Source organism: Nitrosopumilus sp. (assembly GCA_029862745.1).
Taxonomy (GTDB): Archaea; Thermoproteota; Nitrososphaeria; order Nitrososphaerales; family Nitrosopumilaceae; genus Nitrosopumilus.
Map to the genome: position 1 here is coordinate 1 of JAOTWS010000017.1, position 15,298 is coordinate 15,298.

Consider the following 15,298-nt stretch of genomic DNA (forward strand, 5'->3'; position numbering starts at 1 on the left):
ATTATTGGATCCGATATGATCTTGACCCTCATTGAACCAGACTTAGATTTGGACAATGACCAGGCTGAGACATATGACTTGGACTTGATTGAATGGGACTCTGATGCCGCAACCGTTACCATGGGTGACGCTGACGGACAAGGAGGAGCATTTGACCCAGAACCACTTAACTTTAGAGAAACAGGTGACTCTACTGGTATCTTCCAGATAGTCATCGAGATTCCTCAAGAATTAGATGGTGATAACTTAGAAAGAGGAGAAGAAATTGTCCTTGAGTATACTGACTGGGGTCCATCTGGATCTGATTATGTCGGAGATGAAGATGAAGATGTCAACTTGACATTGTTCACTTCAAACTTCGGAGCAACTGTAGAGCTTGACCAAAAAGTTTACACATGGACTGATAAAGTATACATTACCATTGTCGCACCAGATCACAACTTTGACAGTAACTTAATTGATGAAATCGGAAATACTTCTAAAGACCCAATAAAGGTCTCAACAAGAGGATTCGATATTAATCAATACAAACTTGTCGAAACTGGTACTGATACCGGCATCTTCACTGGTGAAGTAATCCTCACAGGATTCGAACACGATGCAGATGGCGTTACAGGTAGTGATACTAACCCAAGAACATCCGCAGATGGCGCAGGTCCAACTGATGGATTCTTAGAAACTGATGATGATGACGGACTTACTGTCTCCTTTGAATTCTCAGAGGATGAAACTATAGTAGGTTCAGCACTTATCAGATGGAATATTGGTGAGGTTCAGTGGCTTGAAGCAAGCTACCCAGCAAGCGGAACAGGTGTTGTAAGAGTTATTGACCCAGACATGAACTTAGATCCAGAATCAGTCGACAACTTCGATGTTGACGCCTGGTCTGACTCCGACGCCGGAGGTATTGATCTAACCGTAACTGAAACTAATGAGGCAACTGGAATCTTCGAAGGTACTGTGTTCTTCACAACTACCGATGAATCTTCTGGTCACAGACTCAGAGTTTCAGAAGGTGACACTGTCACTGCAAGTTACGAAGACAATACACTACCTAATCCATACACAACTGCAGATGAGCTTGATATCACTGCCACTTCCCTAATCGGCACTATTGTACCACCTCTAGAGAGAGCACCAGCTGCTAACTTGAGAGTAGTTGATGCATTCGGTAACAGTTTAGATACTGTTTCCGTTGACCAACAGGTGCAAATCACTGCTGATTTAGCAAATGGTCAGGATAGAGAGCAACAATTTGCATACTTGGTACAGATTCAGGATGGTAACGGTGTTACAGTCTCACTAGCATGGATTACAGGTTCACTATCTGCTGGTCAATCATTCAGCCCAGCATTATCATGGATTCCAACTGAAGCAGGCACTTATAGTGCAACTGCATTCGTTTGGGAGTCTGTTGATAATCCTACGGCATTATCACCACCAGTATCCACAACGATAACTGTAAGATAAAACTAGTTCACATTACCCTTTTTTTCTTTTTTTTGAATCGCACTTAACGTAAGTTATAGACAAATTTCCAGAAGCAATATCTAGGAGAACATTGACCATCAATTAAAATGAAATTCCAAATTTTATTTTCTGTTTTAATTACTCTCTTACTTGTAAATACACTTGATTCATTTTCAGACTTGGATTTGTTTACAAACAGTAAAGTGTATTCTCCTGAACATAACTTACAAGTTTATGGAAAAGGATTACCTGATGAAAACTTGATCATACGACTTTTTGCTCCAGATGAAACTATTGCAAAATTTGATCAAATAACAACTGACTCAAATGGCTCCTTTAATTTTGATTTACTAAAATGGCCTCAACCTTCAACAAATTTTCCTTATGGAACATATGCTGTTGAAGTAATAAGTACCACACAAAATGGACTCTCTAAAAAAATTGATGTAAAATTTGCTGCAACAACAGATCTGGTAGATGTACCAATTGAAAGAATAGTTAACACTTTAGTTTTTGCTCCTGAAACTGCAGCAATTAATCAACCAATTAGAGTATTTGTACAAATAACTAGTGATGGGCTTTTGGTTGGAAGTGAGCCTACAAAGTTATTGGGTCCTACTCATGTTCATTTACCATCTGGGATTTCTATTCCTTTGGCTGGTTCTTTTAAAACACTTCATCAAGGATTATACTATGTTGATTATATCCCTCAAGAAGAAGGAACTCATGTGTTTCATGTAGTTGCATTTAGTCAAGGAACTACATCTCATGGCTCAGCTGCCACTAATGTACTAACTCAAGACATTGGAGGAATCTCACAACAAATAATTAAACTAAATTCAATTTTAGATGAAACATCAAGCGAACTTGATACTCTGAAATTAGAAATTGAAGGATTTGGAAATACTTTGCAGCAAGCAAGTTCTAATATTGATCAAAGTACTGATACTATTTCTACATCAGTAGAATCTATCAGTGAAGCTTCTAATCAATTAAATTCATTGTTATTTCCAATTATTGCCTCTATAGGAATTATTGTTGCACTACAAATCGCAATTCTTGCACGAAGAAGATAGTTATAATAACACAAGAACAGAAAATTATGTAATGCCCAAAGTGGCTATCTTCTTTTTCATAATTCTTCTTTCATCTACCGTGGCCAATTCACATGCATTTATTTCTGGTGATTTAACTAGTTTAAATAAAATCCAAAATCCAATAATCTTTGATTCTGGTATTGTGGAGGTTGATTCAAACTTTTTTACTCAAAATGATGTTAAAAGATATTTAATTTTTGGAAATAATTTACAAAATAATGATTTTTTAAAAACTAATTCAATATATGGGATTCAATCTGATTATGGATTTTTTTATGTATCTGTTCTTTCTGAGAATTCTGCATCACATTTAGCTGCACAAGGTTATCATATCATAGAAGATTCAAAATTGGATTTTCATTTATCAGATGATGAAATTGTAGATGTTTCACGTATTGGTGATATTACGGGTTCGAATATGGCTAAAAAAAAATATAATGCATCAGGAAATGGGACAATAATTGCAATTGTAGATACTGGTGTTGATTTTTCAAATCCTGATATTCAACATTCAGTCGCACGAGATAAAATCAATCATCCTGTTATGCTTGACCCTGATGGACAAGGAATAATTCTTACCAATGCAACTTTTTTTGCATATATTGATAAAAATGAAATTATTAGAAACTATACTAAACCAATACCTTCTCACATGACCTCATCTGTATATGTTACACGAGATGGTGTATTCTTAGATGTATCTCAAGGGGGTAAAGGCAGTGAAATACCAATTTATAATTCATTTTTTCCACAGATTGGAAACTCTGTAATTTTTAATGGAACATTAGATAAAGACATGAAAATTGGAAATAACAATAAAGATTACATAAAATCAAAAAGTGGCATTTATCATCTTGGAGTAATTTATCAGGGAGCATTAGAAGGACCAATGACTCGATTACAAGTAGTTCCGGTTTTAGTTATTGATTCATTTATTCCTGGAGTTTATGATACTATAATTCCTGACATGAGTACTTCTTGGGAAGACTATACTAGATTTGATTTAAAGTCCGGACAAAAACCAAATTATGATTTTGATTTTACTGATGAAAAACCACTTGTATTGGGCAGTGGAAAAGAATTCCTTGTTTATGATTCTAACAATGATGGAAAAAATGATTACAGCGCAGGAACGTTTGGTGCACAAGTTCTTGATGTATATGGTGCAATTAGAAATAACTCTACTGACATTGACGATACGTTAAATGCAATTAATGGAACACTGCTGCCAGCATTTGATTCAGACGGTGAATTCTTTGGACTGATGACAGATTTTATGGGTCATGGTACATCAAGTGCAGCATCAATCACTTCACGTGGTCAAGAGACATATGACATTTACAACAATTCGAAAAAATACACCATTACTGGCGTAGCTCCTGATGCCAAAATTGTTCCTGTAAAGGCATTGTGGTTAGGCGATACTGTATATGGATGGTTGTGGTCCGCAGGATTTGAAAATAAAGATCACACTTGGAAATTTTCTGGTAATCCTAAAGTTGATATAATTTCTAATAGTTGGGGAGTATCTAATTTCCCTTCTTTTAATTCCTCTCCTGGAATGGATGTTTTATCGATAATTCTTAGTATGTTGACAACTCCTTATTCTCTGGATGAGAATTACCCTGGTGTGACAATTGTTTCAAGTGCTGGGAATTCTGGTCACGGATATGGAACAATAGGATTACCAAACGCATCACCTTTTGGAATTTCAGTTGGCGCCACAACTAACAATGTATTTGTTGGATATGGTCCATTCAAGGACCAACCACGATTTGGAAATACAACTACTCACTCAAATGATGTGGTTGATTTCTCTAGTAGGGGTCCTGGATCAATTGGAGATCCTAAACCTGACGTAATGAGTATAGGCGCTCATGGTTTTGTACCTTCAAATGTGTTGAAAACTCAAAAAGATTCCAAAGCTGAATCATTTTCGTTATTTGGAGGAACTAGTATGGCAGCACCGCTGGTTTCTGGAAGTACTGCAATATTGATTGAAGAACTGAAAAAACAGTCGCAAGACTATGATCCATTTTTGATTAAAAATATTCTAATGTCTACTGCAAAAGATCTAAGCAGCGATCCATTTACTCAGGGATCTGGTCTGGCAAATATTGAATCCGCATTAAATTACGTTCATGGTGAAGATGGAGTTTTCATCGTGTATAATGATGATTCTTATAATAATATCAAAAAAATTCTTGATCCATCAATTGAACATATTAACTCAACCACAATAGGATTTGAAAGATTTCAACTACCAACACGTTCATTTCCTATGACTAGCTGGTTTGCTGGACAATTACTCCCAGGTGAAAGAACCACAACCACATTTACAATTAAAAATCCAACTAACAGTACCTTGCAAATTAACGTGATGCCTCAAACTTTATCTTTGATCTCAAATAACCAATTCAATGGAACAACAATTCTACGTCAACATGATTCCATTTTGAATGGAACTGATAAATTCATTCCAAATTATATCGAACTGTCTGACGTAAATACCCGTACCGAACTAAGTGATTTCTTCAGTGAAGGTAAATCTATACCTGATGAATCCTCATTAATGATTCTTAATCTGAATTTTCAATTCAGTGATTTTATGAATAATACATCTGATGTATATGCTGATGACCTCAAAATTTCTTCATTATATCTCTATGATTGGATTGATAATAACAACGATACAAAAATTTCAAGTAATGAATTATCAATGGTGAATAGAGCTGGTTCATGGGGAACTGTTCAAGAATTAAGAGTTTCAGAACCTACTGAAAAATTTGAAGGCGTTCCACTTGTAGGAGTTTATCCAATTCCTACCAGATATTCTTACTGGTTAGGTGACACAAAACAAAATTCAACTTCAATGGACTATACAATATCTGCAAGTTATTATGAAAAAGAACAATGGTCTGTAGTTTGGTCCGAATCTAAAATTATTTCTATTCCTCCAAAAAATATTGCTACAATTGATGTGACACTAATTGTCCCAAACAACTATCAGACTGGTATTTATCAAGGATTTTTAAATTTTAAAAGTGATAACCATACTGTTAATGCCCCAATATCTTTTGTAGTTAAACAACCCGTGATTCAAAATGATTCTACAATTCTAATTAAGGGTGTACAAAGTAATGATATTCTTTATGGTAATGGATACACTAAAGGTGCATTTGATATGGCTAATAGATATATGGCTGGTGACTGGAGGCAATATTATTTTGATGTTCAAAATGAATCCATTAACTCTGCTGCAATTGAACTTTCATGGACTAGTGATGACACAAACTTGTCTGTCTTTGTAATGGATCCTACAGGAAAAATAATACAAACTAATGTTCCATCTGGAGTGTTTGGTCATTTTCTTGATTGGACTTCACTTGACTGGTTAGGTAATTCAATTTTTAGTCAAGGCGGAGGATTCTTTCCTGTTAAAAATAAAGATGATGTGTCAACAGTACTTTATGTACCAATTAATCAAACAGGTACTTACACGCTCTTAACACATTCAACCCTGTTTGGTGGAGATTCAATAACCGAACCAATTACATTAGCAGCTAAATTTACAAACATTTCACCAGAAATGATTTTTGATATTCCTGTTGATAAAGAGACTGAATACACACCATCTGATATTGTAGAAAATATAGCAATTATCAATGAAACAAAAATCCCTCCTTCTCCTCCAGTTGAAGCCATCACATACTCTGATTCATCCTTTAGTGACGGTATTGTAGTTGGTGTAGTCATAGGAACTGCGATCGGAATAGCCTTCATTTTTATTATTAGACAAAAACCACCAAAATAACTAAACAAGGTTTATAAGCAATTTGGCGAGTACGACAGCTTGAATGTCAGAACTAGGGACAAAAAAGTCTAGTGGATTATCCCGAAGAGACTTTCTAAAATTAATGGGTGCAGCTGGTACAGGGCTAGCATTTGCACCATTTGTCCCATTTGGAAATTATATGCCAAACCCAAACCAAGCATCTCTTGAAAAAGTTCCAGTAATTTTACCTGATGGTACTCAGGCCAATATCAATACTTATCCTATTAATCATGCTGAAGTAATTACATATCCTGCAACTGGTGATGCTGCACTTGATGCAGAAGCATTTCGTAAATGGCAATTTATTAGACTTCCTGAAGAGTTAGGAGGTGGAAAAAAAGACACTTCCGCTATTAGGGCATATAGTATGATTTGTTTACATCTTTGGTGTTTGTGGAAATATTGGCCAGATGATGGAAGAAAGAGAGGCGAATGTCCTTGTCATGGTAGTATGTATGATCCACTTACTGGAACAGCTTTTGTAGGCCCTGCATCAGTTCAAGCTGCACCATCAAACACATTACCTGAACTAACTTTAGAGATTGATTCAGATGGGCTGGTATATATTTTACCACCAAAGTTTAATGCAAATGAAAATGGAGTAATTGGATATGGCCGTTTCGCTTAAAAGAAGAACTGGCGCGGTTGCGTTTCTTTACTGGCTTTGGGATGGAGTAGACAGAACAATCTTTACTGCAATCAAGTTTTCATTCCCTGCAAGATTTGTCAGTCCATTTGGATTTCTAGGAATGCTTACATTCATCATCTTTATCATTCTTGGAGTTTCAGGAGCATTGCTTATGTTTTACTATCAACCAATTTTGGACAGAGCATGGGACAGTGTTCAATTCATTAACGATGAAGTTCCATTTGGTTTCCACATTAGAAACATTCACTATCATGGTTCAAACGCAATGGTGCTTATGGCAGTTCTTCATTTGTATTACCAATACTTTAGTGGAAGATACAAAATTAGAAATGAAGTTTTATGGATGACTGGTGTTATTCTTGGCGTAGTTACTGTTCTTGAAGCATTTACTGGATATGATGTGATTTTTAGTGAAAGAGCAGAACTTGCAATTAGTATTGCGGCGTCGTTAACTACGTCAATACCGATAGCTGGACCAACAATTCGTGATGCGGCATTGGGTAGTGGGTTTTCAGATTTTGTATTGAGATTTTATGCACAGCATGTATTTCTTTTACCGATAGTAATGCTTGGATTAATGGCGGTTCACTTCCCACGATTTTTGGTGTTTGATGTACCTATGGTTATGGCAATAGGTGGTGCGATTTTGATTACTGGGGGTGTGTTCCCTATTGACCTTGGATTCAAGTTTGAACCTACAGTTCCGCCTGGTGTGACTGTTCCTGAATGGTATCTTACAGGAATCTACGCATTCATGAGAACACAATATGATAAATTTGTTACAGGGTTGTTATGGCCATTAGTTTTCCTCATATCATTTATACTGATTCCATTTATTGATAGATACAAGAAATTCTCATGGAGAGATAGACCAATTATTACAGCATTTGGAATTACTAGTCTTGCTCAAATTATGGTGACGACTTATTGGGGATTCTATATCTCACCTGATATCTCGCAACCATTGGTAGAACGTTTGGTAATTGATCCTATATTCTTCTACTCTGTAATGATCTTATTGGTTCCATTAGGATTTGGATTTACATATATGATGATCAAACTTGCAAATGAAGCAGAAAGAAAGGCAAAGCTTGCAAAAAGTAGCGGTCCAAAGAAAGTAGCTAGTATTAATCTTAGTGAAAAGTGGATTAACTGGTTGCTTGTTGCATTATTGGCATTCCAAGTGTTCTTAAACATCGCAGCATACAATGCAGCTCTAACAGGAATGAAGAATGTTTCCTTGTTCTTCGTTGGAATCATTCTACTTGTGTTTGCAGCATTCTTCCATTTGTATAGATATGCAATGAGTCAGCAAAAGAATGCACCTCCACCCATTCCTATACAGGATGAAAAACCAAAACTGACAGAACCTGATGTTTCTGTTCAGTCAGGTAAAATTCCAGAAGGAGATAATACAACACCAGAAGAAAAAACCACCACAAAGGAATTAGCTCCAGAAGTTCCTATCCCAAAAACTCAAGCTGATTTAGGGGTTGGTGCAAACGTTAATTCTAATGTCGGTGCTGGAGATCTTAACAAACCATGATTTCAAAAATTCTAAACAAACTTTATAATAACTTGGAAGTGGCTAAAAAATTATGAGTTCACCTACATCAAGCCATGCATATGGGATTGGATTGATTGCACTGGTAATTGGTATGTCTGCATCTGTGGTTTTTTACACTTCGTTTTATCTCCCAGAATCATTGGCAAAACCATCTGTATCTGAGCATATCTTACACCCAGAAAAAGACTTTTTTATTGATATTGTAAAAGGTGCCGTTATTGAAGGAAATGAAAACTATGTTCCAAACAAACCAACAATAACGTTAGAAATTGACAATAGGGTGATCTGGACAAATTATGATGATACTGCACATACAGTAACTCCTGATCACCGACATTCTGATTCATATTCTGGTGATTTTGGTTCTGAAGGTGTGTTAAAACCTGGTGACGTCTATGAATTCTTATTTACAGAACCACAAGAGGTTCTATATCACTGTCAGCCACATCCATGGATGACTGGAAAAATTACTGTAGAAAAGAGTAGATTTTAGACAGAATACTTTGCAAAAATTATCTGACTCTCAATTTCTTTATGTTGTTCTATAATTGACACTCTAAATTTTATTTCATGTTCTTGTTTTGGTTCAAATTTTATTAATGCGGTAAATTCCGCTTTGTTTTCAGGCATTACATCTTTGTTGATAAATAATCTTGAGACGTTTTGTGATATTTTTTTACCATTGTATTCCTTGTAAATTATATGTTCATTTGAGTCTAAAATTTGAGTATTAATTACAACTCCGTCATATCTTCCTGGGTATAATACAGAAATTACACCTTTAATTTCTGAATTTGGATGAATATCAGTAGAATTTAGTTTGAATTCTATATCTTTCACAAAACATCACATGTGAATTGGAATAAATAATTTTGTTAAATGGGCCCAAAGTTCCCATTTACTCTAGCATTCGAAACCTCTAATTTTATCAATTTTTTCAAGGCTTCAGGTATCATTACGCTATCATGTTTTATAATGTTTTATTGCCATTTAGAATTAAAAAAGAATATCTAGTTTTTCCAAAACTTAACTTGAACTATCCCTGAATTTCTCGAAACTATTGGAGATATATTGAAACTAACTCTATTGCGATAACGATTTTTCAAAATAATTTGATGGTATATTTTATCTAATAGTATAATGTTGAGATCAACAAAGTTGTAGATATTGTTCTCAGATGGTTCAAATTTGACTGGGAGCACAACGTGCATGGGATTATAGTTAAGACATTATTTATTGGACCCACGTGGAGGATTTTTTAGAAATACAATAATACTACTCCCAAAAATTTTAGAGTATTTTTTGAAATTATTAATTATTGAGTTAAATATACGCGGATTGTCATTTGTGATAATGTCCATTTGTATTTTATAATTGATTCAAAATATTCTCTAGTGTTGAGTGTATTAGAAAATTTAATGAAAGCACCAATAACCATAGATAAAGAATCCACAATAGCAGATGTTGTTAAAATCATGCTCGATAAAAAAATAAGCAGGGTTTTGGTCACTGAAAATGGAAAAATAAATTCAATCACAACAGAAAAAGATCTAGGATTATTTCTCCTCAAAGACAAATCAGATAGAACATTACAACAAATTCCATTAAGTGAACTAGCAAGATCACTATTGACAATTCCTCAATCTACAGATATTCAAAAGTGTGCAAAAATGATGCTTGATAATAATATCGGTTCTGTTGGGATATTATCTGAAGATAAAAAAATTGTAGGGATTATTACAAAAACCGATCTTGTGAAGTATTTTGCTTCAAACCATCAAAATGAAAAAAAAGTTGGAGACTATATGTCAGAGAATTACTACTGGGTGTATTCTGACGCATCGTTAAGTGATGTTGCATCAAAAATGTTAGAATACAGGATATCTCGATTGATTGTACGAAATAAGGAGGAAATTCCTGTAGGAATCATATCTTTTAGAGATTTGTTTGAAATTGTTATGTCTATGGGAGCGCAGCGAGATATAGTATTTCCAAAAAGTTTTGACTCAGAACACGGATTAGGAAAGACACAATATGCTGACGAAGTAATGAAAAATGAGATTCTTACTGTTGGTTACAATGATGACCTATCTCAGGCATGTCAAACTCTTCTTGATGGGAAAATCAATGGAGCAGGAGTCTTATCGGACAGTGGCAAGCTGATTGGAATTCTAAGTAAGACCAATATTATCAAGGCAATCGCATCTTTAAGTCACTAATGATAATTTTCAGATCTTGATCTATCTGAAATTAAACATATTATTTTAAACTTGAAATTTCCAAAACAATTCCAATTTCATTTTTGATAATCATCTAACTTGTTATACTTCTAAAATGAGTAATAATATCATGGTGGAAGACTCTCCTGTTGCAGAAAAATCACTTGAAGAATTACTTCCTGAGACACTGGACTATTCTTTGTGCATTACTATAGAAAAAGGAAAAGAAGTATGGGTAGTATCTGGAATGTTGGTTCAATATTTGGAATCAGTAACAGATTCTGTCGTAGTAAAAGATGGAGAAAAGATGATCGGAGTAATTGGAGGAAAAGAGATTATGGAAAATATTTTGAAAAATCCTTCACGGGATTTGTTTTATGGCACCAAAGTTGAAGATATTATGGAAAAAAATCCGGTTCTCGTGTCTAACCAAACAAAATACAAGGATTTGATGTCAAAATGGAAAGAAAGAGGTAGAGCATTTGCTATTCTTAAAAATCGTTGGAACCACTATTCAGCAATATCGGCAAAAAAAATCCTAGAAATTGGAATGAGATGCAAAACAAATCTTTCTATTCTAGACATTCCAAAAAAACCGGCTGTTACATACAAACCAGATGAACCTCTAGGAAAAATCATTAATTCAATGTTTGAAAACAAAACAAGAAAAATTCTTCTTGAAGATTCTTACAAGTACATCAATGACAGAATAATAATAGAAACAATATCCGAAAAGATGAAGTATCTAAAAGATATTGATAATTTTCTTGACATTCCAGCGAATACAATTGAACCTGAAGAAGCAAGAGTAATTTTTAGTGATTTGAAGATAAATGAAGTTTCAGCCATGATGTACGATATGGAGCATCCTTATGTGATTTACAAAGATTGGATTGTTACTCCATGGGATATTTGTAATGTGTTACTCTCAAAGGAAATTACCAAGTATAATGTCTAATTCCAAATCAGGAATCATCTAATCTATCTCTTTTCCGCAATGAGGGCAAGTTCTAGTCTTTCGATACCTCTCACCAAATGCTGTTGTGGACAGTTCTTCAGATAGCAAAGTAACGCACACATCCCAGGGTGTAATTATGTTTCCTTTATAGACAACAAAAGGATGATCCATTTTGTCCATTATAGAACAAAATTGTTCTAGTCTAAGATCTTCTTTGACTTCTCTAACGTGTTCCAATTTAATTTGCTTTACTGGAACATCTAGGAGATTATCCACATCTTTTTGGAAGTTTAGTATCCTTGAGATTTCACCTAGTATCATTCTATCACTGATGAATTGGTTTGAATTTTCTAAGAGAACCTTTCTTGCATTATTTGCAAACATTGACTCTACTACATCTCCTAAAGAATCATCATGATGAAAGGTAATAGTTTCCTTTTTTGGTAGTGATGAAATAGAAAGATTTGTTTTACACCTCATTCCAATTTCTAGCATTTTTCTAGCAGAAATGGGAGAATAATCCCCTGAACCGTTAGGAATAAGCGCAAAAGCCCTCCGTGATTCTTTCCAGGTTTCGAGTAGATCCTTGAGTGTTGTAGTTAATCCAACCTGTGGCACTCCTCTAAACATTATTTCACCTACTTTACGTTCATACTGAAAATCCCGAGTTGGATTTTTTCTAATACAATCTAAAATATCAAAACCGCCTACTATACCAATAGGTTTGTTATCTTCACCTTTAACTGCTATGGCATCCACATTGGATTCAATATATTGAGCACACATCTCTGTTGCAACCCAAACTTCTCTACTCTTGTCGATGTATACACAGTTAGTATCAGTAAGTGTGTCTGGAAATAATTGTTCTAATGTTAATCCGGAAAGGCTTGTCATGCTTTGAATTTTCATATTTACACTATATAATAAATTCTACGTGTTAATGACTATCACAAAAGAGAAAAGAAATGATTTGCTCGAATTGTCAAAAGGAGATACAGTTGTAGAACTTGGTTGTGGGACAGGATTGAACTTTTCTCTTGTGTTGGATAAAATTGGTACCGAAGGAAAGATAATCAGTGTGGATATTACTGACAAAATGCTTGAACAAACACAAAAAAGAGTAAAAGAAAATGGATGGAAAAATGTCGAATTAGTACAAAGCGATATTGCAGAATATGATTTTCCAGATAATGTTGATGGTATTTTTTCTACTGGTGCGATTCAATATTGTAAAGACTATGACAAGGTTATCAAGAAAGGTTATGATGCACTGAAAAGAGAAAAATTTTGTAATATTGGATTTTAAAATGTCACAAGGTCCTGCTCGAATTTTTGCGCCGATTTTACTTTATTTCACCAGTTCTTTTGGATCTGATATAGAGTACGTTAAACAATCTGCGTGGAAATCAATTGAGAAATACTTCGAAAAAACTTCATACCAGGAAGGATGGGGAGGATTTTTGTATATTTATGTGGGAACGAAGATCTAAAACTTCATAGAATCTAAAATAATTTCAGACATTTAGAATAAATCTATTCAATCTTGTTTGTTGCAATCAGATCATAAGAATCTAAATCATAAGACATTTTGTACAATTCTTGAAAACCCTCAGACGAGTAGCAGCTAACATAAATTATCTTATATGAATAGTCAAGTGCAAATCTTGTAATTGTCAAATCTATAATTTCTGGCAGGTCTTCCCATGTTTTTCCTCCATCAATTGTTTTGTTGATTCCATTTTGTGTTCCCTTCAACCTTGATATACTCAGAAAACATCAATGACGCAATAGACACGTTGTAACATGAGTTTATTGACTATATGATCAGCCAGTCAATTAAGTCATACATTGCACTTGTCAATTCATTGGTGTCCATAATATCAAGACAAGCATATGAGACAAAAGAGAATACGGTTGAAGGTTTGCTAAATATAATCAATTCAAAAAGTTAGTGAATCTTTTTTCTAATTATTATGCGATTTTCTGCAAGTTCCTTGATTGGCTCCCAGCCCTGCGTTATATGATGTAATAGTTGCTCATCACCCGTTACTATCTTACCGTCATATGTTTTTGGTGATTTCATCTTTTTGATTATCTCCTGTCTTATCGTATCTGTTTCTTGTTCCATGCTGAATGTCTTTTCTGTAGAGGTTCGTTGTTTTTCTATTTTGATTTTGAATGGATCGATTACGTAAAGTTTTGCCTGTTCTCTCCACATGTCAAGCAGTATCTCCTTTTTGTTTTGTGCATTATTTTCTGTATTAATAGTACACAAGAATTGTTGGCTGTCCATATATGCCCTTCTCATGTCTGCAATCATCTCATCAGTAAGTCTTCCCTTGTTTGTGGTGTATCTATCTTCAATGTCTCCCTTGTGACCCATAAAGAACTGCCTATACGCATGAGTCATCTTTCCATGACTTTCTGCTAATAGTAGTTGTGTGTCAAAGTATGCCCTCAAAACATATGGTCTCACCTTCGTAATACTCCAGATAGACTTTCTAATGTCAGATGTAATTCGTGGAGTTGTGATTAAACCCGATTTATTTTGAATTTTATCTAGGTTTCTTCCTCTGAATTGATATCCCTACTCCAAAGATATGACAGGTGAATGTATAGTGAGTATTTCACCAGATGAGATCCTCTTTCTCAAGTAGCCCAAGATGTATTCGCAACCTTCAGCAGGCAAGAACGTAAAGTACTTGTTTCTGGTTTTGCTAAGTGTTGCTCTAACTATTATCATTGCAGGAATGTGTGCAAAGCTAACTGATTTGCCATTATTTGTAATGATTAAATCAGGCAGATCAGCTAGCTTGAGACCGTCTGTACCATCATAATTCCCCATTACTTGTGGTCTAATACCTGAAAAGGCCATCAAACTGATACTGGAACGAGTTCTAGGACTTGACACATTGAGAATTGATTGCAGCTGTGTCTTTGTTGGTACCTGTTCATCTTGTATGTTTACTGGGATTCCGACATTTGCAATCTTTATCTTTCTTTTCAGTTCAATGTAATTGAATATTAGTCATGACTTTATTGACTTTAGTATTCCATCAATGTAATTTGGTGCATAGTTTTGTGATTCCAACCAGAATACATGATCAAGCAACATGTCCTCTATCTTTATGATGTCTTTCTTTCCAATCTTGACAAGCCTAGCAGGTGTGGTGTTTGTTCTGTAACAGAATAGATTCAATCTACGCAATCGGATATCTGCATTTAGCTTGCTACCTCTGCTTGTATTCTGGTACCAACATCATACATTATCATCTTGTAGGAGATCTTTTGTTGCAGGTTTCTTTTTAGACATCATTTTTCTCCATAATGTCATGTTTCATTTGCTTAAGAGCAGGTCTCGAATACCGGAGAATATGGGCCCAAAGGGCTTCGATCCCTTGGCCATTGGATTAGAAGTCCAACACTCTATCCATGCTGAGCTATAGGCCCAAAAACCTAGCAATTAATTACCATTTTAAGGGTTTACAGCCACTTCTTTTTGT

The 15,298-nt window shown here is 34.9% G+C and carries 15 protein-coding genes and 1 tRNA gene; 9 read left to right on the forward strand and 7 right to left on the reverse strand.

The window, feature by feature from the left end:
* The 6 genes from OEM44_10770 to OEM44_10795 form a co-directional block, all read left to right on the forward strand.
* The coding region (locus OEM44_10770) for a hypothetical protein (protein ID MDH3517272.1) at positions 1-1,470 on the forward strand (1,470 nt) is incomplete at its 5' end.
* Between the two features lie 107 nt (positions 1,471-1,577).
* Positions 1,578-2,546, forward strand: a complete 969-nt coding sequence (locus tag OEM44_10775; protein MDH3517273.1) for a methyl-accepting chemotaxis protein — start codon at positions 1,578-1,580, stop codon at positions 2,544-2,546.
* 31 nt (positions 2,547-2,577) lie between these two features.
* Complete coding sequence (locus OEM44_10780) at positions 2,578-6,381, forward strand: S8 family serine peptidase (protein ID MDH3517274.1); 3,804 nt, start codon at positions 2,578-2,580, stop codon at positions 6,379-6,381.
* A gap of 43 nt (positions 6,382-6,424) precedes the next feature.
* Positions 6,425-7,030 carry a Rieske 2Fe-2S domain-containing protein gene (locus tag OEM44_10785; protein MDH3517275.1) on the forward strand — a complete coding sequence of 202 codons (606 nt, stop codon included), beginning with the start codon at positions 6,425-6,427 and terminating at the stop codon, positions 7,028-7,030.
* Positions 7,014-8,597 (forward strand): cytochrome b N-terminal domain-containing protein, encoded by a 1,584-nt coding sequence (locus OEM44_10790; GenBank protein MDH3517276.1) that lies wholly within the window; start codon positions 7,014-7,016, stop codon positions 8,595-8,597. Before OEM44_10785 ends, OEM44_10790 begins: the two co-directional genes overlap by 17 nt.
* 52 nt (positions 8,598-8,649) lie before the next feature.
* Positions 8,650-9,111, forward strand: coding sequence for a plastocyanin/azurin family copper-binding protein (locus OEM44_10795; GenBank protein ID MDH3517277.1), 462 nt, complete (start codon positions 8,650-8,652; stop codon positions 9,109-9,111).
* Here the strand turns inward: OEM44_10795 and OEM44_10800 are convergent.
* Complete coding sequence (locus tag OEM44_10800) at positions 9,108-9,458, reverse strand: hypothetical protein (GenBank protein ID MDH3517278.1); 351 nt, start codon at positions 9,456-9,458, stop codon at positions 9,108-9,110. The two genes, OEM44_10795 and OEM44_10800, sit on opposite strands and share 4 nt — an antisense overlap.
* A 578-nt stretch (positions 9,459-10,036) precedes the next feature.
* Here OEM44_10800 and OEM44_10805 point away from each other — a divergent pair.
* Both OEM44_10805 and OEM44_10810 read left to right on the forward strand, forming a co-directional pair.
* Positions 10,037-10,837 (forward strand): CBS domain-containing protein, encoded by an 801-nt coding sequence (locus OEM44_10805; protein ID MDH3517279.1) that lies wholly within the window; start codon positions 10,037-10,039, stop codon positions 10,835-10,837.
* A 130-nt stretch (positions 10,838-10,967) separates the two neighbouring features.
* Entirely contained in the window at positions 10,968-11,795 is an 828-nt protein-coding gene (locus OEM44_10810; protein ID MDH3517280.1) for a CBS domain-containing protein, read from the forward strand.
* Between the two features lie 18 nt (positions 11,796-11,813).
* Here the strand turns inward: OEM44_10810 and OEM44_10815 are convergent, their stop codons facing one another.
* Complete coding sequence (locus OEM44_10815) at positions 11,814-12,689, reverse strand: CBS domain-containing protein (GenBank protein MDH3517281.1); 876 nt, start codon at positions 12,687-12,689, stop codon at positions 11,814-11,816.
* A gap of 46 nt (positions 12,690-12,735) precedes the next feature.
* Between OEM44_10815 and OEM44_10820 the strand changes: the two genes are divergently transcribed.
* Complete coding sequence (locus tag OEM44_10820; protein MDH3517282.1) at positions 12,736-13,101, forward strand: class I SAM-dependent methyltransferase; 366 nt, start codon at positions 12,736-12,738, stop codon at positions 13,099-13,101.
* 227 nt (positions 13,102-13,328) lie between these two features.
* Here OEM44_10820 and OEM44_10825 read toward each other — a convergent pair whose 3' ends face one another.
* The 5 genes from OEM44_10825 to OEM44_10845 all read right to left on the reverse strand — a co-directional run bounded on the left by OEM44_10825 (position 13,329) and on the right by OEM44_10845 (position 15,245).
* Positions 13,329-13,550 (reverse strand): hypothetical protein, encoded by a 222-nt coding sequence (locus OEM44_10825; GenBank protein ID MDH3517283.1) that lies wholly within the window; start codon positions 13,548-13,550, stop codon positions 13,329-13,331.
* A 193-nt stretch (positions 13,551-13,743) separates the two neighbouring features.
* Complete coding sequence (locus tag OEM44_10830) at positions 13,744-14,271, reverse strand: hypothetical protein (GenBank protein ID MDH3517284.1); 528 nt, start codon at positions 14,269-14,271, stop codon at positions 13,744-13,746.
* 111 nt (positions 14,272-14,382) lie between these two features.
* Positions 14,383-14,706 (reverse strand): hypothetical protein, encoded by a 324-nt coding sequence (locus OEM44_10835; protein MDH3517285.1) that lies wholly within the window; start codon positions 14,704-14,706, stop codon positions 14,383-14,385.
* A 117-nt stretch (positions 14,707-14,823) separates the two neighbouring features.
* Positions 14,824-15,003, reverse strand: coding sequence for a hypothetical protein (locus tag OEM44_10840; GenBank protein MDH3517286.1), 180 nt, complete (start codon positions 15,001-15,003; stop codon positions 14,824-14,826).
* Positions 15,004-15,170: 167 nt separating this feature from the next.
* Positions 15,171-15,245: transfer RNA gene (locus tag OEM44_10845), tRNA-Arg, on the reverse strand.
* Between the last annotated feature and the right edge of the window lie 53 nt (positions 15,246-15,298).

What these genes read in the sequence shown, in the direction of transcription:
- OEM44_10810 (MDH3517280.1), top strand. Translation starts at nt 10,968, where the DNA reads ATGGTGGAAGACTCTCCTGTTGCAGAAAAATCACTTGAAGAATTACTT.
- OEM44_10795 (MDH3517277.1), top strand. Translation starts at nt 8,650, where the DNA reads ATGAGTTCACCTACATCAAGCCATGCATATGGGATTGGATTGATTGCA.
- OEM44_10815 (MDH3517281.1), bottom strand. Translation starts at nt 12,689, where the DNA reads ATGACAAGCCTTTCCGGATTAACATTAGAACAATTATTTCCAGACACA.
- OEM44_10780 (MDH3517274.1), top strand. Translation starts at nt 2,578, where the DNA reads ATGCCCAAAGTGGCTATCTTCTTTTTCATAATTCTTCTTTCATCTACC.
- OEM44_10790 (MDH3517276.1), top strand. Translation starts at nt 7,014, where the DNA reads ATGGCCGTTTCGCTTAAAAGAAGAACTGGCGCGGTTGCGTTTCTTTAC.
- OEM44_10785 (MDH3517275.1), top strand. Translation starts at nt 6,425, where the DNA reads ATGTCAGAACTAGGGACAAAAAAGTCTAGTGGATTATCCCGAAGAGAC.
- OEM44_10775 (MDH3517273.1), top strand. Translation starts at nt 1,578, where the DNA reads ATGAAATTCCAAATTTTATTTTCTGTTTTAATTACTCTCTTACTTGTA.
- OEM44_10820 (MDH3517282.1), top strand. Translation starts at nt 12,736, where the DNA reads ATGACTATCACAAAAGAGAAAAGAAATGATTTGCTCGAATTGTCAAAA.
- OEM44_10805 (MDH3517279.1), top strand. Translation starts at nt 10,037, where the DNA reads ATGAAAGCACCAATAACCATAGATAAAGAATCCACAATAGCAGATGTT.